Annotated in this window: 25 protein-coding genes; 16 read left to right on the top strand and 9 right to left on the bottom strand. The window is 68.7% G+C overall.

Translation table 11 applies throughout. The features are described from left to right. Positions 1–7: 7 nt before the first annotated feature. Genes GXW78_RS04145 through GXW78_RS04135 form a run of 3 tightly spaced genes read left to right on the top strand, consistent with a single transcriptional unit; the run spans position 8 to position 3,659 of the window. Complete coding sequence (locus GXW78_RS04145; RefSeq protein ID WP_211866309.1) at positions 8–2,548, top strand: ligase-associated DNA damage response DEXH box helicase; 2,541 nt, start codon at positions 8–10, stop codon at positions 2,546–2,548. Then, a complete protein-coding gene (pdeM, locus tag GXW78_RS04140) occupies positions 2,548–3,303 on the top strand; it encodes a ligase-associated DNA damage response endonuclease PdeM (RefSeq protein ID WP_211866308.1) in 756 nt (251 codons plus the stop codon). The genes GXW78_RS04145 and pdeM overlap by 1 nt, the downstream gene beginning before the upstream one ends. An 8-nt stretch (positions 3,304–3,311) precedes the next feature. Then, a complete protein-coding gene (locus GXW78_RS04135) occupies positions 3,312–3,659 on the top strand; it encodes a GFA family protein (protein WP_211866307.1) in 348 nt (115 codons plus the stop codon). Positions 3,660–3,718: 59 nt separating this feature from the next. Here the strand turns inward: GXW78_RS04135 and GXW78_RS04130 are convergent, their stop codons facing one another. Together GXW78_RS04130 and GXW78_RS04125 are read right to left on the bottom strand one after the other, a co-directional pair. Next, positions 3,719–4,657: a sulfotransferase domain-containing protein gene (locus GXW78_RS04130; RefSeq protein ID WP_211866306.1), complete on the bottom strand. Its 939-nt coding sequence runs from the start codon at positions 4,655–4,657 to the stop codon at positions 3,719–3,721. 158 nt (positions 4,658–4,815) lie between these two features. Further along, positions 4,816–6,018 (bottom strand): Zn-dependent hydrolase, encoded by a 1,203-nt coding sequence (locus GXW78_RS04125; RefSeq protein ID WP_211866304.1) that lies wholly within the window; start codon positions 6,016–6,018, stop codon positions 4,816–4,818. Between the two features lie 170 nt (positions 6,019–6,188). Here GXW78_RS04125 and GXW78_RS04120 point away from each other — a divergent pair, with 170 nt between their 5' ends. After that, positions 6,189–7,640, top strand: coding sequence for an N-acyl-D-amino-acid deacylase family protein (locus GXW78_RS04120; protein WP_211866302.1), 1,452 nt, complete (start codon positions 6,189–6,191; stop codon positions 7,638–7,640). Positions 7,641–7,643: 3 nt separating this feature from the next. On the opposite strand, the gene GXW78_RS04115 is transcribed toward GXW78_RS04120, so the two are convergent. Genes GXW78_RS04115 through GXW78_RS04085 form a run of 7 tightly spaced genes read right to left on the bottom strand, consistent with a single transcriptional unit; the run spans position 7,644 to position 15,476 of the window. After that, positions 7,644–8,168 (bottom strand): carboxymuconolactone decarboxylase family protein, encoded by a 525-nt coding sequence (locus GXW78_RS04115; RefSeq protein WP_211866300.1) that lies wholly within the window; start codon positions 8,166–8,168, stop codon positions 7,644–7,646. Positions 8,169–8,222: 54 nt separating this feature from the next. Next, complete coding sequence (locus GXW78_RS04110) at positions 8,223–8,702, bottom strand: MaoC family dehydratase (RefSeq protein WP_246521856.1); 480 nt, start codon at positions 8,700–8,702, stop codon at positions 8,223–8,225. Next, positions 8,699–10,321: a hydantoinase B/oxoprolinase family protein gene (locus GXW78_RS04105; protein WP_211866298.1), complete on the bottom strand. Its 1,623-nt coding sequence runs from the start codon at positions 10,319–10,321 to the stop codon at positions 8,699–8,701. The genes GXW78_RS04110 and GXW78_RS04105 overlap by 4 nt, the downstream gene beginning before the upstream one ends. Next, on the bottom strand, positions 10,321–12,390 hold the full coding sequence (locus tag GXW78_RS27800) for a hydantoinase/oxoprolinase family protein (protein WP_211866296.1): 2,070 nt from the start codon (positions 12,388–12,390) through the stop codon (positions 10,321–10,323). The genes GXW78_RS04105 and GXW78_RS27800 overlap by 1 nt, the downstream gene beginning before the upstream one ends. A gap of 22 nt (positions 12,391–12,412) precedes the next feature. Continuing rightward, the gene (locus GXW78_RS04095) at positions 12,413–13,777 is read right to left on the bottom strand and encodes a TRAP transporter large permease (RefSeq protein ID WP_211866294.1); all 1,365 of its coding nucleotides are present in this window, start codon (positions 13,775–13,777) and stop codon (positions 12,413–12,415) included. Beyond that, positions 13,774–14,409, bottom strand: a complete 636-nt coding sequence (locus GXW78_RS04090) for a TRAP transporter small permease subunit (protein WP_211866292.1) — start codon at positions 14,407–14,409, stop codon at positions 13,774–13,776. The genes GXW78_RS04095 and GXW78_RS04090 overlap by 4 nt, the downstream gene beginning before the upstream one ends. Continuing rightward, positions 14,406–15,476, bottom strand: coding sequence for a TRAP transporter substrate-binding protein (locus GXW78_RS04085; RefSeq protein ID WP_211866290.1), 1,071 nt, complete (start codon positions 15,474–15,476; stop codon positions 14,406–14,408). Before GXW78_RS04085 ends, GXW78_RS04090 begins: the two co-directional genes overlap by 4 nt. 228 nt (positions 15,477–15,704) lie before the next feature. On the opposite strand from GXW78_RS04085, the gene GXW78_RS04080 reads away from it, so the two are divergent. The 12 genes from GXW78_RS04080 to GXW78_RS04025 all read left to right on the top strand — a co-directional run bounded on the left by GXW78_RS04080 (position 15,705) and on the right by GXW78_RS04025 (position 25,333). After that, a complete protein-coding gene (locus tag GXW78_RS04080) occupies positions 15,705–16,091 on the top strand; it encodes a hypothetical protein (protein ID WP_211866288.1) in 387 nt (128 codons plus the stop codon). Between the two features lie 83 nt (positions 16,092–16,174). After that, a complete protein-coding gene (queA, locus tag GXW78_RS04075; RefSeq protein ID WP_211866286.1) occupies positions 16,175–17,224 on the top strand; it encodes a tRNA preQ1(34) S-adenosylmethionine ribosyltransferase-isomerase QueA in 1,050 nt (349 codons plus the stop codon). Continuing rightward, on the top strand, positions 17,221–18,348 hold the full coding sequence (tgt, locus tag GXW78_RS04070; protein WP_211866284.1) for a tRNA guanosine(34) transglycosylase Tgt: 1,128 nt from the start codon (positions 17,221–17,223) through the stop codon (positions 18,346–18,348). Before queA ends, tgt begins: the two co-directional genes overlap by 4 nt. Then, complete coding sequence (gene queF / locus GXW78_RS04065) at positions 18,345–18,806, top strand: preQ(1) synthase (protein WP_211866282.1); 462 nt, start codon at positions 18,345–18,347, stop codon at positions 18,804–18,806. Before tgt ends, queF begins: the two co-directional genes overlap by 4 nt. A gap of 55 nt (positions 18,807–18,861) precedes the next feature. Beyond that, entirely contained in the window at positions 18,862–19,893 is a 1,032-nt protein-coding gene (gene queG / locus GXW78_RS04060) for a tRNA epoxyqueuosine(34) reductase QueG (RefSeq protein ID WP_211866646.1), read from the top strand. Further along, entirely contained in the window at positions 19,890–20,594 is a 705-nt protein-coding gene (gene queC / locus GXW78_RS04055; RefSeq protein WP_211866280.1) for a 7-cyano-7-deazaguanine synthase QueC, read from the top strand. The genes queG and queC overlap by 4 nt, the downstream gene beginning before the upstream one ends. Continuing rightward, entirely contained in the window at positions 20,591–21,148 is a 558-nt protein-coding gene (locus GXW78_RS04050; protein ID WP_211866278.1) for a VUT family protein, read from the top strand. Before queC ends, GXW78_RS04050 begins: the two co-directional genes overlap by 4 nt. A 14-nt stretch (positions 21,149–21,162) precedes the next feature. Beyond that, on the top strand, positions 21,163–21,630 hold the full coding sequence (locus GXW78_RS04045; protein ID WP_211866276.1) for a YybH family protein: 468 nt from the start codon (positions 21,163–21,165) through the stop codon (positions 21,628–21,630). A gap of 159 nt (positions 21,631–21,789) precedes the next feature. Next, positions 21,790–22,827, top strand: coding sequence for a histone deacetylase family protein (locus GXW78_RS04040; protein ID WP_211866274.1), 1,038 nt, complete (start codon positions 21,790–21,792; stop codon positions 22,825–22,827). Further along, positions 22,824–23,738: an aminotransferase class IV gene (locus tag GXW78_RS04035; RefSeq protein WP_211866272.1), complete on the top strand. Its 915-nt coding sequence runs from the start codon at positions 22,824–22,826 to the stop codon at positions 23,736–23,738. Before GXW78_RS04040 ends, GXW78_RS04035 begins: the two co-directional genes overlap by 4 nt. A gap of 7 nt (positions 23,739–23,745) precedes the next feature. Further along, entirely contained in the window at positions 23,746–24,369 is a 624-nt protein-coding gene (locus tag GXW78_RS04030) for a TetR/AcrR family transcriptional regulator (RefSeq protein WP_338147682.1), read from the top strand. A gap of 70 nt (positions 24,370–24,439) precedes the next feature. Then, positions 24,440–25,333, top strand: a complete 894-nt coding sequence (locus GXW78_RS04025; RefSeq protein WP_211866268.1) for a ketopantoate reductase family protein — start codon at positions 24,440–24,442, stop codon at positions 25,331–25,333.

The raw sequence follows: 25,333 nt of genomic DNA, 5'->3' as shown, positions 1-25,333 counted from the left end.
CCCACGAATGAGAACATTGCCAGAACCATTCGCTGGCTGGTTCGTCTCGCGCGGCTGGTCGCCGCGCCCGCATCAGCTCGCGCTGCTGGACGCCGCAGCGCGTGGAGAGCACGTTCTGCTCCTCGCGCCGACCGGCGGCGGCAAGACGCTGGCCGGGTTCCTGCCGTCCCTCCTCGACCTGGCGGCGCGGCCGCGGGCGGGGCTGCACACGCTCTATATTTCCCCGCTGAAGGCGCTGGCGGTCGACATCGCGCGCAACCTGACCCAGCCCGTCGAGGAGATGGGCTTGGCCATCCGCATCGAGACGCGCACCGGCGACACGCCGGTCAACCGCCGCCAGCGGCAGCGCGAGGACCCGCCCAACCTGCTGCTGACCACACCGGAGAGCCTGACGCTGCTGCTGTCCCTACCCGATGCGCCGACGATGTTCGCCGGCCTGTCGGCCATCGTGGTGGATGAGGCGCATGCGCTGGCCGGGACCAAGCGAGGCGATCAGCTGGCGCTGTGCATGTCCCGTCTGGCCGCGCTCGCGCCCGAGGCGCGGCGCGTCGGCCTGTCCGCCACGGTCGCGCATCCGCAGGCGCTGCGAGCCTGGCTGTCGCCGACCGCGCAGGCCGACCAGGTCAAGCTGGTGGAGACACGGGGCGGCGCGGCGCCCGTGTTCGCGCTGCAACTGCCGGAGGGCCGGCTGCCCTGGGGCGGGCATATGGGTCTTGCCTCGGCGCCCGATATCTACCGGCGGATCGAAGCGGCGCGCGTGACGATCGTCTTCGTCAACACCCGCGCGCAGGCCGAGCTGGTCTTCGCGGCCCTGTGGCGGCTGAACGAGGCCGCGCTGCCGATCGCCATGCACCACGGCAGCCTGGAGATCGGATTGCGCCGCAAGGTTGAAGCCGCGATGGCCGAGGGGCGGCTGCGGGCGGTCGTCGCCACGGCGTCGCTCGACCTCGGCATCGACTGGGGCGATGTGGACCAGGTGATCCAGGTCGGCGCGCCCAAGGGCGTGTCGCGGCTGCTGCAGCGGGTGGGCCGCGCGAACCATCGGATGGACGAGCCATCCCGCGCCGTGCTGGTGCCGGCCAACCGGTTCGAGGTGGTGGAATGCGTTGCCGCCACGGAAGCCGTAGAGGCGGGCGACCTCGATGGCGAGCCGCCCCGGCCCGGCGGGCTCGACGTGCTGGCGCAGCATGTCCTCGCCATGGCCTGTTCCGCGCCCTTTCGCGAGGACGAACTTTACGCCGAGGTGACGCGCGCCGGCCCCTATGCCGGACTGACGCGGCGGGATTTCGACGATGTCGTGCGTTTCGTCGAGGATGGCGGCTACGCGCTCCAGGCCTATGATCGTTTCCGCCGGCTGTTCCGCGATGCCGAGGGTCGGCTGCATGTGCGCGGCAAGCAGGTGGAGCGGCAGCTGCGGATGAACCTCGGCACCATCGTCGAGACGCCGCTGCTGAAGGTGCGACTGCGCGGCGGGGGCGTCGTCGGCGAGGTGGAGGAGTACTTCGTCGCCACGCTCGAACCCGGCGACTGTTTCCTGTTCGGTGGCCAGGTGCTGCGGTACGAGCGGCTCGATCCGGGTGCGGTGATCGTCTCGCGCGGCGGCGATGGGGAGCCGCGCGTGCCGGTCTATGCCGGCAGCCGGATGCCGCTCACGACGTATCTCGCTGCCCGGGTGCGGGCCATCCTGCATGATCCCCGACGCTGGCGGCATCTGCCGCAGCCGGTCATCGAATGGCTGCGCCTGCAACGCCTGAAGTCGGAGCTGCCGCCGAAGGACGGGCTGCTGATCGAGACCTTCCCGCGCGGCGGCAAGTGGTTCCTGATTGCCTACACCTTCGAGGGCCGCCTGGCGCATCAGACACTTGGCATGCTCGTCACCAAGCGGATGGAGAAGCTTGGCATGGCGCCGCTCGGCTATGTCGGCACCGACTATGTCCTGGCGATCTGGTCCGCCTTCGAGCCCAGGGACGTGGCCGGCCTGTTCGCCGAGGACATATTAGGCGACGAGATGGAGGAATGGCTGGCCGAGTCCAGCATGCTCCGCCGCACCTTCCGCAACATCGCAACCATTGCCGGGCTGATCGAGAAGAGCCACCCCGGGGCGCAGAAATCGGGCCGCCAGATGACGATGAATTCCGACCTGATCTACGACGTGCTGCGGCGGCACCAGCCGGACCACATCCTGCTGCGCGCGACGCGTGCCGAGGCCGCGCAGGGGCTGACCGACGTGGCCCGCATCGCGTCCCTGCTCGCGCGGGTGAAGGGGCGCATCCGGCATCGGGTGCTGAAGCAGGTCTCCCCGCTCGCCGTGCCGGCGCTGATCGAGGAAGGGCGCGAATGGGTGGCGGGCGGCGCCGAGGATGCGCTGCTTGCCGAGGCCGCCGCGCTGGTCGAGGAAGCGACCGACGGCGCCGAGCATTTCGCCGAGACGCTCGCCGAGCTGACGGACGAGTTGCCGGTCCGCGGCACCTCCGTCGCACGGTCCGCGTCGCGCGACCGCCGCCGGTCGCGCCACGTCCGCCACGCGCCGAAGATGGTGACGGGCTGATGGTGGCAGCACCGGTTCATGTGGCGGGCGAGCGGCTGATGCTCGACCCGGCCGGCGTGCTGCACTGGCCGGCGCAGCGGATGCTCGTGGTTGCCGACCTGCATTTCGAGAAGGGCAGCGCCTTCGCGACGCGCGGACGGCTGGTGCCACCCTATGACACGCGGGAGACGCTGGCGCGTCTGCTGCCGGTGCTGCGGCTGTACAGCCCGCGCCGCGTCGTCTTCCTGGGGGATTCCTTCCACGATGCGGAGGGCTGCGCCCGGCTCGGCGATCAGGACCGCGCCGCGCTGGTCGCAGCACTGGCGGGCGTCGATGTCACCTGGGTCGCGGGCAACCACGATCCGGCGCCGCCGGTCGGCCTGCCGGGTGCCGCGGTCGAGGAACTGCGCGACGGGCCCCTCACCTTCCGCCACATTCCGCAGCCGCGCGCGGCGGGCGAGATCGCGGGGCATCTCCATCCGCGTGCCACGGCGCCGACGCGCGCCGGTGGCGTCGCACGGCCCTGTTTCGTCAGCGACGGACGGCGTGTCCTGCTGCCGGCCTTCGGGGCGTATACGGGCGGGCTCGACACCACGGACCGCGCGATCGCCGGGCTGTTTCCGCGCGGCGGGCGCGCCTTCCTGCTCGGTGGCGAGCGGCTCTACTCCTTCCCGCTTGCGCCGCGGCCGACCATGGCGAACCTGCCGGTGTCCAGCTTCGGCGGCGGCGGGGCGGAACTGCCGGTTCTTGCAGGGATCAAACTGCGCAACGGATGAGGTGAGACATGGCCTATGAGGGGAGTTGCCATTGCGGCGCGGTCACCTTCTCGGTGGAAGGCGATGCGCCGGCAAAGGCCATGGTCTGCAATTGCTCGATGTGCCGCAGGACTGGGGTGATGCTTGCCTTCGGGCCGCGCAGCAGCATGACGATCCGGGGCAAGGACGCGCTGCGCGAGTATCATTTCCACACGCACAAGATCGCACATCAGTTCTGCACGACCTGCGGCATCGAGCCCTTCGCCGTCGGGACCGCGCCCGACGGCACGCGGACCGTCGCGATCAACCTGCGCTGCGTACCGGCGATCGACCTCGATGCGCTGGAGATCCAGCACTTTGACGGGGCGAGCCGGTAGAGGATTGTCGCGGGTACCGGACCGACGCCGGTGTAAAGCGGTCGGTCCCTCGACGGCTGTCACGCGGCCTCCCGGATGGGCGCAACGCCGGTCGCAAGCCAGGTGGCGCAATCCTCGCCGAGTTCGGCCCGCGCCGTTGCCTCATACGCAAGGCTGTCCTCGACCGTAAGCACGTCGCGCCAGCGGCCATTGACGCCCTTGTTGATGAAGGTCTCCGCGCCGCCATCCCAGAAGACGCCGCCGAGCGGCGCGGCCTTGGTGGCATGCGCCTTCATCCACGCGAAGCTGCAATGCTCGACGATGGCGGGCCAGCGCTGCGCATCGACCTCGATCTCCAGGAAATCGGCGATGCGCCGCATCTGTCCGGGAAGGTCGGCCTTCAGCGCCTCGAAATGCAGCAGCATGAGGTTGGGTAGGTGGCGGATGCCCCACCAGGACCGGACGTTTTCCCAGAAGGGCCAGAAGGGATGCCCGTCACGCGCCAGCCATTCGAGGAAGTAATCCCGCACCGAGGCTGGCGGCAGGCCGATCGGCGGGCCGACGCGGCCCGGCGTTTCGTTCAGCGCCTGGTACCAGAGCGCGTTCGCATTGGCGTGGTGGTTATGCATGCTCCAGACCACGTCGCGACCGTCCCGCGCGATATAGAGGTACTTCGCGACCGGCGAGTAGGCGAGCGCGTCGACCGGCAGGTGTGTCTTAAGGAAGCGCCGTCCCTGCTGCGCATCGATCGCGGCGATCTTCTCCGCCTTGGGCGGCACGCGCAGGTCGACCCAAGGCGAGATGGCGGCGACATCCATGTCGGGATCGCCACCCGACAGAAGTTGGCCGACGATCTGCTGCGTCCAGGTGGTGCCTGACTTCGCATAGGTCGCGACGACGATGTCGCCGTCGCGGAGCGTAAGGTCGTTCCACACCGTGGAATCGAAGTGATGGTTGTGCAGTTCGCGCGTCTTGCGCGGCCACGCCACCGCAGCTTGGGCGTTCGTGTGCTGGACCATGTTGTCGTTCCTCGCCGCATCGCATCGCCGGCGCACGCCGGCTGCTTCGGGCTGGAACGCAGGATGGTGGAGGCACCCGTCCAGCGCCACCGTCAGACCTTTCCGGTACTTTCCGCAGCTTTCCGCCGGCGTGCGCTGGGTCACACCGGCGGCGCTCGTCACGATGCCAGGAACTTCTCCGCGGCGGTGCCGAGGACCTGGCAGCACAGCGCCAGATCCTCCTCCTTTGTATCCTCGGCCCAGTGGTGGCTGATGCCGCCGATGGAGGGCGTGAATAGCATCGCGGCGGGCATGCGCTTCGCGATGTACTGCGCGTCGTGGCCTGCGCCAGAGGGCATGCGCGTCCACACGCCAGGCGCTTCCGCCTCGGCGGCCGCCTCCAGCGCCAACATCATGGCGGCGTCGCAGATGGCGGGCGTGGCGCGGGATTTCTGCGAGAGCGTCGCCGGGCACTTCTCGCGCCGGTTGCTCTCCTGCACCAACGCACGCAGTGTCGCTTCCATGCGCTCCAGTATCGGAACCGAGACGTCACGGAACTGGAAAAGCACCTCGGCCGAACCAGGAATGATGGAGGGCGCGCCCGGGTCCAGGCTGATCCGGCCGGTGGTCCAAGTGGAGCGTTCGCCGCAGACGCGGTGGAATTCCTGATCGATGGCGGCGAGCAGCCGCACCGCCGACAGGCCGGCGTCCTTGCGCTCGGCCATCGTGGTACCGCCGGCGTGGTCCTGCTGGCCGTCGAAGTGGATGAGCCACTGCCAGATGGCCACGATACCGGTCACCACACCGACGCGTAGGCCCTTCGATTCAAGTTGCGTGCCCTGTTCGATATGCATCTCGAAAAAGCCCTTGTGGCGACCGGGCTCGAGCTGCATCCGCGGTTTGCCGGCGAGCCCCGCGGCGGCCAGCGCATCGCGCAGGGGCTGGCCGTCGTTGCGGCTGCGAGAACGGTCGATGTCGTCCTCGGACAATTCGCCGATGATGGAGCGGGAGCCGAGGAAGCCGCCCTCGAAATGCCCTTCCTCATCGGCGAAGGCGCAGACATCGACGGGCAGGCCGGCGCGAGCGAGCGCGACGCCCGTCATCACGCCGAGCGCGCCGTCCAGCCAGCCGGCCTGGTTCTGGCTCTCGATGTGGCTGCCGACCAGCAGGTGCGGGCCCGGCCCCTTGTGCCGGCCATAGACGTTGCCGATGCCGTCGATGGAAGGTTCCAGCCCGCATTCGGCCAGGCGCTCCATCAGCCAGCGCCGCGATTCCATGTCTTGCGGCGAGTAGGTCGGGCGGTGCACGCCGGTCCTGTACGCACCAATCTTCCGGAGTTCGTTCAGGTCGCGCAGAAAACGCTCGGCGTCGATGCGGGGCATGGGCGGGTTCCTTCTCCGGTGCGTCATGCTGCGGCGCGAAATCGGGCGCGGCAAGATGCGCGATGGCGATGACGGCGGGCCCGACCGGGTGAGACGCGAGCGCATGCCTCGGCCTTTCGGCATCGCGATCCCTACGGCATGCTGACAGGGCTGTTCTGGCAGATCGACGCATGACACTTCGCTGCGACCTCATCATCCGCGACGCGACGATCATCGACGGTTCCGGGCGCCCGGGGTTCCGCGGCGACGTCGCCGTGGGGGGCGACCGCATCGCCGCCGTCGGCGACCTCGGCGCGGCCGTGGGCGCGCGGGAGGTGCGGGCGCAGGGCCGCGTCCTCGCGCCCGGCTTCATCGATGCGCACACCCATGACGACCAGATCGTCCTGCAGGGCGCGGCCTGCATGTGCTGCAAGCTGTCGCAGGGCGTGACCAGCGTCGTCGTCGGCAATTGCGGCATCAGCCTCTCCCCGGTGCGCATGGCCGTGCGGCCGCCGGCGCCGCTTGATCAGGTCTGCGCGCCGGAATGGTGGCGCTTCGGGTCCTTCGGCGAGTACGCCGACCACCTGCGGCGCGAACCGCCGGCGGTGAACACGCTCGCGCTGATCGGGCACATGTCGCTGCGCGTGGGCGCGATGAACGGGGACACCCAGCGCGCCGCGACGGATGCCGAAGCGGAGCGCATGCGTGGCTGGCTTGCTGAAAGCCTGGCCGAGGGCGCGGCGGGTTTCTCCACGGGCCTGTTCTACCCGCCCTCGAAGCATGCGCCGACCGAGGAGGTGATAGCCATTGCCGAGGCGCTGCGCGCCCATCGCGGCCTCTACGCGACGCATATGCGCGACGAGGCCGATGGCGTGCTCGACAGCATCGCCGAGACGCTGCGGATCGGGGATGCCGTCGGCGTCCCCGTGATCATCAGCCATCACAAATGCGCGCAGCCGGAGAACCACGGCCGGTCGCTGGAAACCCTGCCGATGATCGAGACAGCAGCCGCGCGGCATCCGGTTGCCTTTGACGTCTATCCCTACACGGCGTCGTCCACGTCACTCGCGGCACGCGACCCGCGGCCGGATGTGCCGATCATCGTTACCAACTCCGTGCCGCACCCGGAACTCGCCGGCCGCGCGCTGGCGGATGTCGCAGCGGGATGGGGCGTGTCGCTGATCGAAGCGCGCGACCGACTGCTGCCCGCCACGGGCGTGTTCCACAACATGGCGGAGGGAGATGTCCGTCGCATCATGGCGCATCCGCTGTCGATGATCGGCAGCGACGGCGGGCCGCTCGCCAGCAAGCCGCACCCGCGGCTGTGGGGGACGTTTCCGCGCGTGCTCGGGCATTATGTGCGCGAGTTGAAGCTGATGGCGCTCGAAACCGCCATCCACAAGATGACCGGGCGCACGGCGATGGTCTTCGGCATGCCCGATCGCGGGATCATCCGGGAAGGCGCCTTCGCCGATCTGGTGCTGCTCGACGCGGCGACGGTGGCAGACCGGGCGACATGGGAAGACCCGATCCAGCCGGCGGATGGGATCGTCGAGACCTGGGTGAACGGTGAGTCCGCCTACGTGCACGGGAAGGGCGTGACGGGCGCGCGCGCCGGAAAGCTGCTCCGGCGCGCGGCGTGACCGTCAGAGCGGATCGGTGCCCTTGATGTCGAGGGCTTCGAGCACGCGGGAGACGCAGTTGTAGCCGGCGATGGTCACGGTCAGTTCGACCAGTTCGCGCGGCGGGAAGATGCTCCGGACTTTCGCGGCGACGTCGTCGGGCACATGCACCTGCTTCGTCATCGCATCGCAATAGGCGAGCGCGGCGCGTTCCGTCGCATCGAAGGCGTCGCTCTTCTCCCAATCCCGCAAAGCATCCAGCTGCGCCTGGGTCGCGCCCTCTTTCAGGGCGAGCGGCGCGTGTGCCTCCCATTCATAGGGTGCGTCGTTGATCGCGGCGACGCGGCACATGACGAGTTCGCGGATCCTTCCCGACAGGGTGGAATCCCAGCGCACCGCGTCGAACATGGTGATCCAGCCCTTCGCGATGGGCGGGGCGTGCAGCAACATGCGGTGCAGATGCCCGAGCTTCTTGCGCGAGGCGACGATGTGTCCCGCCGCATCGACATGGTCGGGATGCGCCGGGTCGGCGTAGGGAATGCGGGCCATGGGTTCGGTTCCTCCGTCCCGCCGAGTTTGGCGCGGTGGCTGCGCCGCGTGAAGTCAGGCCGGGCGGCGACGCAGCAGATAGCGCTGGCGGCCGTCCATCACGAGCACGCCCTTCTGGTTGTGCACGGTGCTGCGCAGCCCGACCACGCCGGTCGTGCGCTGCGGCGTGACCTCGTCGACCTCCAGCGCGGCGTAGAGCGTGTCGCCGACGAAGACTGGGTGCAGAAAGCGGCTTGATTGCTCGAGGAAGCCCTTGAGAGATTCCTCGACCAAGTGGGGGAACATTCCGGCCCCCGCCGCCGTCTGAATCACGATCTGGAAACCGTGGGCGAGCATGTGGGGCATGCCCCGCGCCCGACAGTATTCGGCGTCGTAGTGCACCGGGTGGTTGTCGCCGGAGGCAGCCTGGAAGGCGAGGAAGATCGCTTCCGTCATCGTGCGGCTCGGCAAGACGAAACGTTCGCCGACCGCAAAATCCTCAAACCAGCGCTGCTGCGGCACCATGCGGTGTGTCGCGGGGTCGAATGCCGTCATGTGTATCCTAGGGCCTTGTCGCGCGCCGTATCCGCAGCGTCGCGCCCGGCCGGATCGCCGAAGCCGCCGCCGCCGGACGTTTCCAGCCGCACGATATCGCCTTCCAGCAGCCGGACGCCATCCGACTTCGGTGCGATGGGCGTCGTGATGCCGTCGCGGATACGCGACAGCCTGCCCAGACTACCCGGCTGCCCGCCCGCGAGGCCGTAGGGGGCGAACCGGAAGCGGTCCATATTCGCGGTGAAAATGCCCGCCGGGCTGTCCAGCCGCCATTCGCGCACGAGGCCGAGCCCGCCGCGATGCGCCCCTGCCCCGCCCGAGCCGGATACCAGGCCGTAATGCGTGATGGTCAGGGGCATCTGGCTCTCGATCATCTCGATCGGGATGTTCGAGTTGTTGTGCATGCCGAAGGACCAGGCGCTAACGCCGTCCCGGCCGGGACTCGCGCCGGTGCCGCCGATCTCGATCTCGACCAGCACTTCGCGCGACCCGTCCTCGCCCTCAGTCTGGAAGGTCGCGACGTAGGAGCCGCCGTAGTAGGCCGCGGGCATGCGGTCCGGCAGCGCCTGGTGCAGACAGCCGAACATCACATTCGCCAGGCGATGCGAGACGGCGACACGATGCGCGACCGAGGCCGGCGCGCGGCAGGATGTCACGCTGCCGTCGCGATGGATGATCCGCACGGGGCGGTAGCAGCCCGCATTGGCGGGCATCGCGCCATCCGTCGCTGCCATGATCGAATAGTACACCGCGCAGTTCGACATCGCCGGCGTGCAGTTGATCGGCCCGCGCTGCTGGTCGGCACAGCCGGTCAGATCGACGGTGATCTCGTCCCCCGCCACGGCCAGCACGGCATGCAGCCGTATTGGATCGCCGGTCACGCCGTCATCGTCGAGGAAATCCTCGAACTCGTAGCGCCCATCCGGCATGGCGCGGATCGCCGCACGCATCGCCGCCTCGCTCATGTCGAGGATACGCGCCGTCGCCTCCAGCAGCGCATCGGCCCCGTAGCGCGTGGCGAGACGCGCGATGGATGCTGCGCCGACCTCGAGGCTCGCAAGCTGGGATTGCAGATCCCCGAGCATCAGCGCCGGCTTGCGGACGTTCTGGCCGATCATCGCCCAGATCGACTTGTTCAGCACGCCGCCCTCGATGAGCTTCAGCGGCGGGATGCGCAGCCCTTCCTGGAACACTTCCGTGGCGGTCGCGGCGTAGGAGCCCGGCGCCATGCCGCCCATGTCGATATGGTGGCACAGCGAACCGACATAGGCGATTCGCTTACCCTCATGCTCGACCGGCTTGAAGGCCAGCACGTCGTTCAGGTGCTGTCCGCCGCAATAGGGATCGTTGGTGATGACTACGTCATCGGCGTTCCAATCCGCGGCATCGACGAAGCGGTCGAGCAGCGTGCGCAGCGCCGCACCCATGGAATTCAGGTGCTGCGGGATGCGGGCGGATTGCGCGACGTTGTTGCCTTCGGCGTCGAACACCGCCGTCGAATAGTCCAGCAACTCCCGAACCGTGGTCGAACGGCTGGTACGCCAGATAGTGATGTCCATCTCCGCGGCCGCTGCGGTCAGGGCATTGCGGATCACCTCGATTTCGATGGGGCCGAGCATCACGCCGCCTCCTTCTTCGCGATCAGCGTCCCGGCGGCGCCGAGCCGCGCCGTCCAGCCCCGCGCAATCCAATGAGTGGCGAAGGTTTCCTCCACCACAGCGGGGCCCTCGATTGCTTCGGCGGCGGTGAGGGCATCGCGGTCCCAGACCGGTACGTCACGCCAGGCGCCGGTTTCGAAGATGCACCGCGAGCCCTTGCGGGCCGGGCGATCGGCCGGCGGCGGGTCGCCGGGCTCGGGCTTGTCCAGCACGCCGGTCGCGATGGCGCGCAGCGTCACGATCTCCACCGGATCGCCGGGGTTGGCGTAGGAGAAGCGCTGCCGGTGCATGGCATGGAACCGCTCCACCAGCGCTGCAAGCGCAGCCTCGTCCGGCGTGGCAATCTCGCCCCAGGGGATGAGTAGTTCGAAGGCCTGGCCGTGATAGCGCATGTCGGCGGCGATCACGACGCGCCGCTGACCGGGCGCGATGCCGTCAGCGGCAAGGCGCGCATCGGCTTCGGCGCGCAGGGCGGCGATGGTCTCGGCCAGAGCGGGCAACCGGGCCGGCTCGGCGCGGGTCAGCCGCGTCCGCGCGATGTCCTGCGTGAGGTCGGAGAAGAGGATGCCGAAAGCGGATAGCGTCCCGGGCTCGCGCGGGAAGGCGACCTCGGTCATGCCGAGCTCCGCGGCGACCTCCGTCGCATGCAGCCCGCCAGCGCCGCCGAAGGACAGCAGGCAGAAATCGCGCGGATCGAGACCTTTCTCGAACAGCGACAGCCGGATCGCCGCGCCAAGGTTGGCGTTGGTGACTGTGAGGACGCCTTCCGCGGCCTGTTCCACGCCAAGGCCGAGCGGCTTGCCCACGCACGCCTCCAGCGCCGCGCGCGTGCCGTCCATGTCGAGCTTCATCATCCCGCCGAGAAAGAACTCAGGATCGAGGCGCCCGAGCGCAAGGTTGGCGTCCGTCACGGTCGGTTCGGTGCCGCCGCGTCCGTAGGAGACAGGGCCCGGCCGCGCGCCAGCGCTCCGCGGGCCAACAGTCAGCCTACCGCCGGCATCCACGGCGGCGATGGACCCGCCGCCCGCGCCGATGGTGCGCATCTCGACCATCGGCAGGCGTACAGGCAGCCGATCGATCTCGCCTTGGGTGACGACGGAGACGCGCCCACCCTGCACCACCGACACGTCATAGGAGGTGCCGCCCATGTCCACGGCGACCAGGTTCGGCCGAGCCAGCACGGCGGAGAGCCGCCCCGCCGCCAGCGTGCCGCCCGAAGGCCCCGACAGCAGCAGCCGTGCGGGCTGCTCGGCCGCCATGCGCAGGCTGCACACGCCGCCATTCGACTGGACCAGGAAGACCAGCGGGCAGAACCCGCCCTCCCCGAGCCGCGCCTCCAGGCGGGTCAGGTAAGCCTTCACCACGGGCATCAGCAGCGCGTTCAGCACAGTCGTGCTGGTGCGTTCGTATTCGCGGATCTCGGGCGAGATGTCGGAGGACAGCGACACCGGCAGATCTGGTCGTGCCGCGTACAGCAGTCCGGCGAGGCGCCGTTCATGTGCGGGGTTGGTATAGGCATGCAGCAGCGACACCGCGACGCAGTCCGCTCCCAGCGCGGCGATGCGGTCGAGGAGCGCCGGCACGCAGGTCTCGTCCAGGGATGCTTCGGCGCTGCCGTCCGCGCGCATGCGTTCTGTGACGCCAAGGCGGCGGTCGCGCGGGATCAGCGTCGGGAAAGGCTCGGGTGCCAGGCCGTAGATGTCCCGGCGGACGTGGCGGTTGATCTCCAGCACATCCTCGAAGCCCGCGGTCGTCAGCAGTACGCCGTTCGCGAGTTTCCGCTCCAGCACCGCGTTGGTTGCGATGGTCGTACCATGCAGCAGCAGGCCGACATCGGACAGCGCGAAGCCGAAGCGGTCAGCGGCCTCGGCCACGCCACGCAGCAGGCCGATGGAGGGGTCCTCTGGCGTTGTCGGCGTCTTCCAGGCTCGGGCCACGCCGTCCCGCGCATCGAGGACCTGGAGGTCGGTAAAGGTGCCGCCGATATCGACCGCGATGCGGACGGGACGGGCCGTATCATTGCTTGTCACGCAGATTGTTCCCGGGAAGCGATCAACCCATCACGCTCGGCAGCCACAGCGCCAAGCCTGGGAAGATCATGAGCAGGAGGACGGCGAGAAGATAGGCCCCGAGGAAGGGCATCACACCGATGAAGACATCGGTGATCGGCCCGGCCCGCTTTCGCATGCCTTGCAGGACATACATCACAGTACCGTCGGGTGGGCTGATCTGGGCGATCTCGACCAGCATTGTCACGATCACGCCGAACCAGATGGGGTCGTAGCCCAGCGCCACCACGATCGGGAACACCACTGGCACGGTGGTGATGATCAGTGAGAAGCCCTCCATGAACGTGCCAAGCGCGATGTAGAGGGCGATGATGCACAGCATGATGCCCCACGGCGGGATCGGCAGGTCGGCGATCAGCGCCGCCAGTGCCTGCGGCACGTTGATCAGCGTTAGGGTGTAGTTCAGCAGATAGGCGCCGAAGAGAATCAGCCCGAGCAGCGCGGTGTTGCGCGCCGTCGCCTCGGCCGAGGCGTTCAGCATGCGGAAGGTCAGCTTCCCTTCGAGCGCAGCAAACGCCGCCGCGCCGACGACGCCGAGGGCCGCCGCCTCGGTCGGCGTGGCGAAGCCGCCATAGATCGAGCCCAACACCAGCAGGATCAGCAGCACGGTCGGGATGAGGCCGGCCAGTGCGCGGATCTTCATCCCGAGCGGAAGGGGCTCCGGCTTCTGCATTGGGCTGCGCAGGCCGTGCGCCAGGATCACCAGGATGAACAGCCCTGTGACCAGGATCGAGGGGATGAGTGCAGCGATATAGAGTGCGCCGACCGAGGTCTCGGTGATCAGCCCGTAGATGATGAAGGTGATCCCGGGCGGGATCAGGTTGCCCAGCGCACCGCCGGCGGCGAGCGAACCGAGCACCATGCGCTGGCTGTACTTCGTGTCCTGGAAGTAGGGCAGCGCCACCGACCCCATCGTGGCCGCCGTCGCGACGGAGGAGCCCGAGATCGCCGAGAACACCGCGCAGGAGACGATATTGGTGTGCAGCAGCCCGCCCGGCATGCGGTTGAGCCAGACGTTCAGCGCGCGATACAGCCGGTCGGACAGGCCGGCGCGCAGCAATATCTCCCCCATCAGCAGGAAGAGCGGCACCGCCACCAGCACGAAATTGGACGATGGCGCCCACAGCGTCTGTCCCAGGAACGCCCACCAGGGCCGGTCCGAGAACATCAGCCCCGTCAACACGCCGAGCGCACCCAGAACCGCGGCGATATAGACGCCGGAACCGAAGAACAGCAGGAAGACGCCGATCAGCATCAGGATCTCGGCGATCGGCAGCGCCTGGCCGGTGGTGGCCGCGGCGAAGATCGTCACGCCGAGCAGCGCGAGCAGGAAGACGATGGCAATCACCGCTTGTCACCCTCATGTGCCATGGCCACCGCTTCCAGAGCTTCCTCCGTCTCATCCTCGAGCGTGCGGGAACCGAGCAGCCCGTCGAGCGCCGCGCCGCGGCCGCAGAACAGGACGAGCGTCGCCTCCAGCATCAGGACGAGGCAGGCGACGACGAAGGCGGAGATGCCCACGGCCCAGATGCCCTGCGGCCAGACCATCTCGATATGCAGCGCGGAGTTGTCATGGGCCTGAAACAGCGCGCTCTCGTCCACCAGTTCCCACGCCGCCCAGGCGAAAAGGATCGACATCGCCGTCAGCAGCGCGAGGGAGAACAGGTGCAAGGGCGCGCGGATGCGCACCGGCAGGCGGCTTACGAACACGTCGACGCGGATATGCGCGCGGCGGAACAGCGTATGCGCCAGCGACCACGCGATGCCGCCCGCCAACAGGTAGCCGGTGACCTCGACCGTCGCCTGGGAGGAAAAGCCGAGGAAGGATCGCGCGACGATGTCGAAGGTGATGAACAGGGCCCCGGCCACATAGGCCCAGCCGGCGATGTGGGCCATCAGCGCCGCCGCCGCCGCCGTCCCGCGCCGTAGCGCGCGGGCGGCGCGCAGCGGCGCCGGGGCCGGCCCGACTGCGCCGCTCACCCGCCGAAGCGCACGCCGGAGATCGGGGCGATCGTTTCGTTATACACCTCCCCGCACCGCGCTCCGCAGCGGCGGATCCAGCCGGGCAGGACCACCTCGCGGAAGATACGGCGCGTCTCGGCACGGTCGGCGTCAGTCGGCACCACCTCGGTCATCGGGCGGGCGGCGACACTGTGGATACGGCATTCGGCAGCGCGGCCGATGTTGCAGTCGATGCCGTCACGCGTCGCGGCCTCGCCGAGCGCCCATTGCGCGTCCGAGACTTCCTTCATGGTGGCTTCCAGGAAGGTACGGACCTGGGGATCGAGCCGGTTCCACCAGGCGAGGTTCACCATGTAGCCGGCGACGGCCCAGGAGACGGGCATGGCGGAGACGTGAGTCGTCACCTCCGGCCAGCGCGCGGCCGCGCCCGAACCGGTGCCAGTGATGGCGCAGTCCACGACCCCGCGTTCGAGCGCGGAATACACCTCGGGGAAGCCGATGCTGACCGGCTGCGCGCCGAGCGCGGTAAAGTAGTCCACCAGCGAATTGCCGAAGGTCCGGATGCGGCGCCCGCGCAGGTCGGACAGGCTCGTGAAGGGCGTGCGGCAGAACACCACCTGGGCGGGGAACGGATAGAGCGCGACGAGCCGGACGCCGAAGCGTTCCAGGTCGCGGTTCGCGACGGGGATGATGGCCTCTGCGATGCGCTTCGCATCGGCGATGTCCGGCGCGAGCCCGGCCAGGTCCACGCCGTCGAGGATCGGCACGTCGCCCGACAATGTGGTGAGGGTGCCGGCACCGATCTCGACCTGCCCTGAGCGAACGAGGCGGACGATCTCGTTGCCGGCGAGGTTGCGCTCAGCATGGGTCGATAGCGTGACCTGGACGCGCCCGTTGCTGCGTTGGGCGGAGGCATCGCGAAGGATCGCCTGATCGACGCGGGTGTATTGCGGCTGGGTCGGCAGAGGCTGCGTGACCGCGGAGATGCGGACCGGCGGGCCGGGCGGCAGGCTCGGCGCCTGAGCCAGGGCGGGAAGGATGGCGGCCGCCGAGACGGCCAGCCCAGCCAGGAGGTGTCGCAGCATCGCACGATCCTTCATCGGTTGGCGGGACGCTTGCCCGCGCCGGCTACTGCATCACGCCACCGCCACTCGCGTCGAGGGGGTGTCGGCGCTGCGAATAGGCATGGGAGGATGGCAGTGCCGACCGCGGCGGCAGGCAAGGATAGGAGTGCCGCCGCACGGGGCACCTGACCCCTGGCCGAATTGTACTTATTCTGCAACGATGCGGTGTCCGCACTCTCCGAGACCTCCATGACCGCAGCGCTCCTGACCGCCCTGGCCATCGCCTTGGTCCCCATACCAGCGCCGCCGGCGCAACGCCTCCTCGTCCAGGCAACCACGGCCTTCGACGGCACGTGGTCCGGCACCGGTACCCTGACCGGGCGGCGCGGGCGCGGCACAGCATGTTCAGCAGAAGACACCAACCGGCGCTTCACCATCCAGAACGGGCAGATCAGCTTTCCATATGACACCCGCCACGGCATCAGTTTCAGCGGTCCGATCCAAGCGGATGGCAGTTTCGACCTGGTCAACGGGCAGAACCGCTTCCAGGGCCGCGCCACGGGATCGGAGCTGACCGCGACCTTCACCGGGGCCGAGTGCATCCGCTCCTTCCAGATGCGCCGGCGGCGGAACTGATGCCGGCGGCTGCGCGCGGCCGCTGAACGGGCGCGCGCGCCGGACTGTTGCGCCGCAGGGCAGCAGGGGGTACCGCCCCGCGCGTGACCACGCCGCTCCGCACCGCCGATTTCGATTTCGACCTGCCCGAGGCACTGATCGCCCAGGCACCCGCCCGACCGCGCGATGCGGCGCGGATGCTGGTGGTGGCCGATGCGCTGCGCGATGCCGGGGTGGGCGACCTGCCGTCCCTGTTGCGCCCGGGCGACGTGATGGTGGTGAACGACACGCGCGTCATTCCAGCCCGGCTGCATGCCCGCCGCGGGGAGGCACGCATCGAGGTGATGCTGAACCGCGCCGAAGGCGGCGGCGTGTGGCATGCGCTGATCCGCAATGCCCGCCGGCTGCGGGACGGCGATGTGGTGACCATTGAGGGCGCCGAGGACTGCACGGCCAGGGTGATGGGTGCACCCGAAGGCGGCGCCGCGCTGCTCGACTTCGGCCCGGATCAGGCGGCGCTGGCCCGCGCGCTGGAACGGGCGGGCGAGATCCCCCTGCCCCCCTACATCGCGCGCCCCGACGGCCCTCGGCCGGAGGACGCCGCGGACTACCAGCCCATCTTCGCCGAACGTCCCGGTGCCGTCGCCGCGCCCACCGCGAGCCTCCATTTCACTGAAGCGCTGCTCAGTGCACTGGCGGCGCGCGGGGTCTCGCGGGCGACCGTCACGCTGCATGTCGGGGCCGGCACCTTCCTACCTTTGCGCAGCGACGATCCGCGTGCGCACCGTCTCCATGCCGAGTGGGGCGAGGTCTCGACCGAGGCTGCGGCAGTCATCAATGCCGCGCGCGGCTCAGGCGGACGGATCGTCGCCATCGGCACGACCGCCCTGCGCCTGCTGGAATCCGCCACGGACAACGCGGGCCGTATCCACCCCTTCCGCGGGCTAACGGACCTGTTCCTGTTGCCCGGCCACCGCTTCCGCACGGCCGATCTGCTGATGACGAACTTCCACCTGCCGAAAAGCACGCTGTTCATGCTGGTCTGCGCCTTCGCCGGCATGGATCGGATGAAGGCCGCCTATGCCCATGCGATCACGAAGGGGTATCGCTTCTATTCCTATGGCGATGCTTCGCTGCTGGAGCGCGCGGCATGACGTTGCACTGGACATCGGAAGCGACCGACGGCGCCGCCCGCGCCGGCGTGCTGCACACAGCGCATGGCGACGTGCCGACGCCCGTCTTCATGCCCGTCGGTACGGCCGGGACGGTGAAGGCGATGACCGCCGATGCGGTGCGGTCCACCGGCGCTCGGATGGTGCTCGGCAACACCTATCACCTGATGCTGCGCCCGGGAGCGGAGCGCGTCGCGCGCCTCGGCGGGCTGCATAAGATGATGGACTGGCCCGGCCCGATCCTGACGGATTCCGGCGGCTTCCAGGTCATGTCCCTGTCCGGCCTGCGCCAGATGAACGAGCAGGGCGTCACCTTCCAGAGTCACATCGACGGGTCGAAGCACCGCCTCACGCCCGAGCGTTCCGTCGAGATCCAGCATCTGCTCGATGCGGACGTGACCATGTGCCTCGACGAATGCACGCCCTTCCCGGCGACAGAAAAGCAGGCGGCTGACTCCATGCGCCTGTCCATGCGCTGGGCAGCGCGCTGCCGCGCTGCCTTCACGCCGCGTGAGGGCTATGGGCTGTTCGGCATCGTGCAGGGGGGTGTGCATCCCGATCTGCGCGCCGAGAGCGTGGACGCCCTGACCGGCATCGGCTTCGAGGGATACGCGGTCGGCGGCCTCGCGGTCGGCGAGGGACAGGAGACGATGTTCACGGTGCTGGATGGCACGCTCCCTCGCCTCCCCGCGGCGAAGACGCGCTACCTCATGGGCGTCGGGACACCGTCCGACCTCATGGGCGCCGTGGCGCGCGGCATCGACATGTTCGACTGCGTCATGCCGACGCGCTCGGGGCGTACTGGCCGCGCCTACACGCGCGCGGGCGTGATGAACATGCGCAATGCGCGCCATGCCGACGACGGCGGCCCGATCGACCCTGGCTGCGCGTGCCCGGCCTGCGCACGCCATTCGCGAGCCTATATCCATCACCTGTTCAAGGCAGGGGAGATGCTCGGCCCAATGCTGCTGACGTGGCACAATATCCAGTACTATCAGGACCTGATGGCGGAGCTCCGCGGCGCCATCCTGGCCGGCACCTTCGCGGCGACCGCGGCTCTGATCGAGGCGGGGTGGCACCGCGGCGAGGAGGAGAAGGCCGCATGACCGGGGACTATTCGGGCCTAACACAGCTTGGCCAGCCGACCCGCCTGCCGGCGAGCCCGGACGAGGCGGTGCTGGAGCGGGTTCCGGCGCCGCATCGGGGGCTGCGCTACGTCGTGCGCTTCACGGCACCGGAATTCACCTCGCTGTGCCCGCTGACCGGACAGCCGGACTTCGCGCATCTGGTGATCGACTACGCCCCGGCCGAATGGATCGTGGAGAGCAAGTCGCTCAAGAACTACTTGGCCTCCTTCCGCAATCACGGTGCCTTCCACGAGGCGTGCACGCTCGACATCGCGCAGCGGCTCGTGTCGTTGCTCGACCCGGTGTGGTTCCGCATCGGCGGGTATTGGTATCCGCGCGGCGGCATGCCCATCGACGTATTCTGGCAATCCGGCGCGCCGCCGGAGGGTGTGTGGATCCCACCGCAGGAGGTGCAGCCCTATCGTGGGCGTGGCTGAGCCCCAGCGCCTCGTCGCCTCGTCAGACCGGCGCGCGCCGTCGGCGCCCGACGACATGCGCAGGGCGATCCGCGCGGAGGCGCTTGCCATCGGCTTCGATGCGGTCGGTTTCGCGCGTGCGTATCTCCCACCCGAGATTCGCGAGAGGCTGATGCGCTTCCTCGCCGAGGGCATGCATGGCGAGATGGGCTGGATGGAGGACCGCGCCGAGCAGCGGGCCCATCCGCGGGCGCTGTGGCCCGAGGCCGTTTCCGTCGTCGTGCTCGGCCAGAACTACGGGCCGGACGGGGATCCGCTGGAAACCCTGGCACAGCGCGACCGCGCCACGATCAGCGTCTATGCCCGCAACCGCGACTACCATGACGTTGTGAAGAAGCGGCTGAAGCGGCTTGGACGCTGGATGGCCGAGACCTGGCCCGGCAGCGGCATCAAAGTGTTCGTCGACACCGCACCGGTCGCCGAGAAGCCGTTGGCGCAAGCGGCGGGTCTCGGCTGGCAGGGCAAGCACACCAATCTCGTTTCCCGCGGGCTGGGATCGTGGCTATTCCTCGGTGAGGTCTTCACCACCCTCGACCTCGGCGCCGATACGGCGGAGCAAGACCACTGCGGGTCGTGCCGCGCCTGCCTGGATGCCTGCCCCACCGCAGCCTTCCCCGCGCCCTATCAGCTCGATGCGCGGCGCTGCATCTCCTACCTCACCATCGAGCATCGCGGACCGATCGACCCGGAACTGCGACCGTTGATGGGCAACCGCATCTATGGCTGCGACGACTGCCTGGCGGCCTGCCCTTGGAACAAGTTCGCCCGGGCGCATAGCGAACCGGCCTTCGCGCCGCGCGCGGAACTGACCGCGCCACGGCTTGCGGAACTCGCGCGGCTGGACGATGCGGCGTTCCGGGCGATGTTCTCCGGCAGCCCGATCAAGCGCATCGGGCGCGACCGCTTCGTCCGCAACGTGCTGGTTGCGATCGGCAATTCAGCCGATGCTGCGCTGCGCCCGGTTGCGCAGTCCCTGGCGGCGGACCCTGACCCGGTGGTCGCCGAGGCCGCACGATGGGCGGCGACGCGACTGGAGCCCGCCCGATGAAGGACGACGCTGCCCTGGTACTGTTCAGCGGCGGGCAGGATTCCGCGACCTGCCTCGCCTGGGCGCTGGACCGGTTCCGCCATGTCGAGACCCTTGGCTTCGACTACGGCCAACGGCATCGCGTGGAACTCGACTGCCGCGGAGCCTTCCGCGCTGCCGTCGCGCAGTTGAACCCCGACTGGGGCGCGCGGCTCGGGCCCGACCACACGCTGCGGCTCGACGCCCTGGCCGAGGTGTCCGACACGGCCCTGACCCGCGAGGCCGAGATCCGCATGGGCGACGAGGGACTGCCCAACACCTTCGTCCCGGGTCGCAACCTGCTGTTCCTCACCTTCGCTGCGACCATCGCGTACCGGCGGGGGCTGAGGCGGATCGTCGGCGGCATGTGCGAGACCGATTTCTCCGGCTACCCCGACTGCCGGGACGACACCCTGAAGGCGCTTCAGGTGGCGCTGAACCTCGGCATGGAGCGCCGCTTCGTGATCGAGACGCCGCTGATGTGGCTGACCAAGGGCGACACCTGGCGGCTCGCGGAACGGTTGGGAAGCGAGGGCTTGGTCCGGACCGTGGTCGAGCACACCCATACCTGCTATCTGGGTGACCGGACCCATCGCCACCCCTGGGGCTTCGGCTGCGGCACCTGCCCGGCCTGCGAGTTGCGCGCCAAGGGCTGGCAGGATTTCGTGTCGGAGAGACTATGAGCCTGACCCCCCGCGCCGAAGGCGTGCTGGCCCTCATCGGTTTCGGCCTCTGCATCCCGGCGGCGAACTGGCTAATCGGCCACGTAGGAACCTATTGCGTGCCGAGCGGGCCGTGCCTGGTGCCGGTCGCGCCAGGGCTGATGGCGCCGTCAGGCGTGCTGATGATCGGCCTCGCCCTGGTGCTGCGGGACCTGGTCCAGCGGCGGCTGGGCGTGGGCTTCTCGGCGGCGGCGGTGCTGGCCGGTGCGGCGCTGTCCGGGTTCCTCGCCCCGCCGGCGCTGGTGATCGCCTCGGCCGTCGCCTTCCTGCTCAGCGAGTTCGCCGATCTCGCCGTCTATACGCCACTGCAGAAGCGCGGGCTGGTGATGGCGGTGCTGGCGTCTTCCGTCGTCGGGCTGGTCGTGGATTCCATCGCTTTCCTGTGGCTGGCCTTCGGCAGTCTCGACTTCCTGGCCGGGCAGGTGATCGGCAAGGCCTGGATGGTGCTGGCCGCCCTGCCCTTCGTGCACCTGCTGCGCAAGCGCGACGAGCGCCTCGGCATCCAGCCCGCCTGACGAAAGGGAACTCCGTGCCGAACCTGCCTATCCCCGACGCCGATCCCGCCACCAAGGCGGAGATCATCGACTGGCTGGAACGCTTCTTCGTCTGCGTGCGGGAGGTGGATTTCAAATCCGCCTACCCGTTCTGGCACGACAACATCGTCATCTTCGGCACCTTCCAGGAATTGGTGCGCTCGCGGCAGGCCTGGACCGACACGCAGTGGTCGAACGTCTGGCCGCGCACCAAGGACTTCACGCTCGACGCGAAGAACACGGAGGTGCTGCTGTCAGGCGACGGTTCGATGGCCGTGGCGATCCTCCCGTGGACCAGCACTGGCTGGAACAAGGACGGTACCGAGTTCGACCGACCGGGCCGCGCGACCATCGTGCTGCAGAAGCAGCCGGACGGTCGGTGGCTGGGTGTGCACAGCCACATGTCGCTCGGCCGCGGTGTGCCACAGGACAGCCACGGCGACCGGCCGATCAAGGCACGATAACCCTGGCCGCCCGGCGCCGTTCCACGCGGGCCACGTCGGGCACCCTTCCTTCGGGCAAATTCGAATAGTGCCAGCTTCGATCGCTTGAAGCGCCGCCTGATCGCTGACATTCTCCCATCATTCTCGATGAATATCGAGTTTCAGCCGGGAGGTCCGCCCATGCAGGTCTTCTGCTCCCCCCACCACGCGGGGCACCATTCCAGCCGCTTCATCCGGCACGGTCAGTTCGTGGAAAGCCGCGACACGCCGGCCCGCGCAGACCGTATCCTCGATGCACTGCGCCGTGACGGGCATACGGCGGATGAGGCGCGGCCCTTCGGCATCGCACCGGTCGCCGCCGTCCATACGCCGGAATACCTCGCTTTCCTGAGAACCGCCTGGGTCGAGTGGCAGCGCATCGAGGGAGCCTCGGCAGAGGTGTTTCCCTATGTCTTTCCCGTGCGCGGCATGGATCACGGCTACCCGACGTCGGTCGTCGGCCAGGCCGGGTATCACATGCAGGATCTGTGGGCGCCAATCGGCCAGCATACGTGGGATGTCGCCATCGGCTCGGCGAACCTTGCCGTAGCGGCCGCCGGTCACGTCCTGGACGGCGCATCGGCCGCCTATGCGCTGTGCCGCCCGTCGGGCCATCACGCCTTCGCGGATATGGGCGGTGGAAACTGCTTCCTCAACAATGCCGCCATCGCGGTGCAGTACCTGCGATGCAAGCTGGGGCGGGTCGCGCTGATCGATGTGGATGTGCACCACGGCAATGGGTCACAGGGCATCTTCTACGATCGGGACGACGTGCTGTTCGTCTCGCTGCATCGGGACCCGGTCGACTACCACCCTTATTTCACCGGCCATGCGCAGGAACGCGGGCGGGGCGCGGGCCTCGGCTTCAACCTGAACCTGCCGCTGCCGGTGCGCACCACGGATGCCGGCTATCTCGCGGCGCTCGAGACCGCCTGTGCGCGCATTGCGGCGTTCTCGCCGGATGCGCTGGTTGTCTCGCTCGGCGTTGATGCGCATGAGGATGACCCGACCGCGGGCCTCGCCCTCACCGTCGAGGGGTTCCGCCGCATCAGCGCTCGGCTTGCCGGCCTCGGCCTGCCGACGGTGCTGGTTCAGGAAGGCGGGTACAACATCGACACCATCGCGCGCTGCGTCGCCGGCGCGCTCGCGGGCTTCGAGAACAGGGAGAGCGCAGCATGAACGTCGTGGACGAGATGGCCGCCGTGAAAGGCGTCGCCTTCATGGATGGACGCTGGATGCCACTCGCGGAAGCCTCGGTGCCGATCCTCGATCGCGGCTTCGTCCGGTCGGATGCGACTTATGACGTCGCGCATGTCTGGAAGGGGCGCTTCTTCCGGCTGATGGACCATGTGGAGCGCTTCCAGGCCTCGATGGCGGGGCTGCGCATGTCCCTGCCCTACTCCGCGCAGGAGATCGCTGACATCATGATCGGCTGCGCCAGCCGGGCGGGCCTGCGCGACGCCTATGTGCAGGTGACCTGCACGCGCGGCCTGCCGCCGCCGGGCACTCGTGACCCGCGGCTGTGCCGCAACCGCCTTTACGCCTTCGCTCAGCCTTTCGTCTGGATCGCCGATGAGCAGCAACGCCGCGACGGTTTGCGCATGATCCTGTCCGGCACGCAGCGCATCCCGCCGGAAGCACTCGACCAGCGGATCAAGAACTTCCACTGGCTGGACCTGACCATGGGCGTCTTCGAGGCCTATGACCGGGACGCCACGGTCTGCGCCATGCCCGCCGCCGACGGCACGATCACCGAGGGGCCGGGCTTCAACATCTTCGTCGTGAAGGATGGTGCACTGGCGACGCCGCACCGCGGGCTGTTCGAAGGCATCACCCGGCGGACGGTAATGGAGATCGCCGCCGATCTTCAACTGCGCTGCGACGTGCGCGCGGTGCACGCCGAGGAAGTCGTCGCGGCAGACGAGATCTTCGTCACCAGCACGGCCGGTGGCGTTTCGCCGGTCACTGTCTATGAGGGTCGGGCGATCGGTGACGGACGGCCGGGTTCGCTCACCCGGCGGATCACGGAACTCTACTGGAAGCGCCACGAGGACGACGCGCTCTGCACGCCCGTTCCCTACGACGACTGACACCACCGTGCAGCGCCAGGCCAGAGGCCGCCTGCGGATGGAGCAGATCCTCGACGCCGCGGATGCGGTGACGCGACGCCGGGGCGTGGCGGGGGCCAGTCTCCAAGACGTCGCTCAGGAAGCCGGGTTGCCGCCGGCGTCGCTGTATCATTACTTCCCCACCAGCCAAGCACTGCTGCTGCAACTGGCGCAGCGCTACCTCGCGGCCTTCGAGACGCTGGCGGCACGGCCGCTCGATCATGATGGGATCACGGCCTGGAGCGACCTCTGCGCCTTCCATGCCGATCTCGCCCTGCGCTTCTACGGCGAACATCCGGTCGCCATGCGACTGCTGCTCGGGCCAGAATGCGGCTGGGAGATCCGTGCGGCCGACCACGCCGCGAACCGGCGAATCGGCGGCATCTACTATCGCAAGCTGATCCAGCATTTCATCGTCGCGGAGAGCACCGTTCTCGAGGAGGCATTCGCCGTATCGGTCACGATATCCGATGCGGTCTGGGCGCTTTCCTTCGCGCGCAGCGGCGCGATCGAGCCAGCCATGGCACGGGAGGCGCTGCGGGCAAGGCTCGCCTATCTCGGCCTATATGTTGGCATCCATGTGGAGAAGCGTTCGGCGCCCTTGCTGGTCTGAGGCAGCTATTGGCGGCATGGCGGTCAGGCATGGCATGCTTCGGGCACGAGAAGCTGATGAGGGGCAGGTCATGAAAGTCGCCGTCATGGGGGCCGGTTCGATCGGGTGCTACTTCGGCGGGCTGCTGGCGCGCTCGGGCGTGCCTGTCACGCTGATCGGACGCCGGCAGCATGTCGATGCGGTCACGGAGCGCGGGCTGGTCCTGGAGATGGGCGGCGAGCGTCACGTCGTGCCGATGCAGGCAACGACTGACCCGGTCGGCGTCGCGGATGCCGAGGTGGTGCTGTTCTGCGTGAAATCGGGCGATACGGAATCGGTCGGCCGGGAGATCACCCCGCATCTGCGCCCTGACGCCGCGGTGCTGAGCTTCCAGAACGGCGTGGACAATCCCGACCGGCTGCGGGCCGTCACCGGAGGCACCGTCGTACCCGTGGCGGTCTATGTGGCGACGGCGATGGCCGGGCCGGGGCACGTCCAGCACCACGGGCGCGGCGAGCTGGTGATGGGCCCCTGCCCGCGAGATGCGGAGATCGCTGCGCACTTCGAAGCGGCTGGCATTCCCACCCGCGTCTCCGCCAATGCGATCGACGCGCTATGGGCAAAGCTGATCGTGAATTGTGCCTACAACGCCTTATCCGCACTGACACAGCTTCCCTATGCCCGGATGATCCGTACGGCAGAGGTGGAGGGCGTGATGAAGGACATTGTCGCGGAGGCCGTTGCCGTCGCCGATGCATCCGGCGTCTCGGTTCCACAGGATATCCTGGCCGCAGTGTTGGGGCTGGCCGCCACCATGCCGGATCAGCGATCCTCGACGGCGCAGGACCTGGCACGCGGCAAGCCGACCGAGATCGACTTCCTGAACGGTTTCGTCGTTCGACGCGGCGCGACGCTCGGCATCCCGACGCCGGTCAATCGCGTGCTCCATACGCTGGTCAAGGCCGCGGAGGCCAAGGCCGCCTGA

It is taken from the genome of Neoroseomonas terrae, from assembly GCF_018129025.1.
Classification (GTDB): domain Bacteria; phylum Pseudomonadota; class Alphaproteobacteria; order Acetobacterales; family Acetobacteraceae; genus Neoroseomonas; species Neoroseomonas terrae.
The sequence above is the reverse complement of the archived record's forward strand: the minus strand, read 5'-3'. Positions and strand labels throughout refer to the sequence as shown.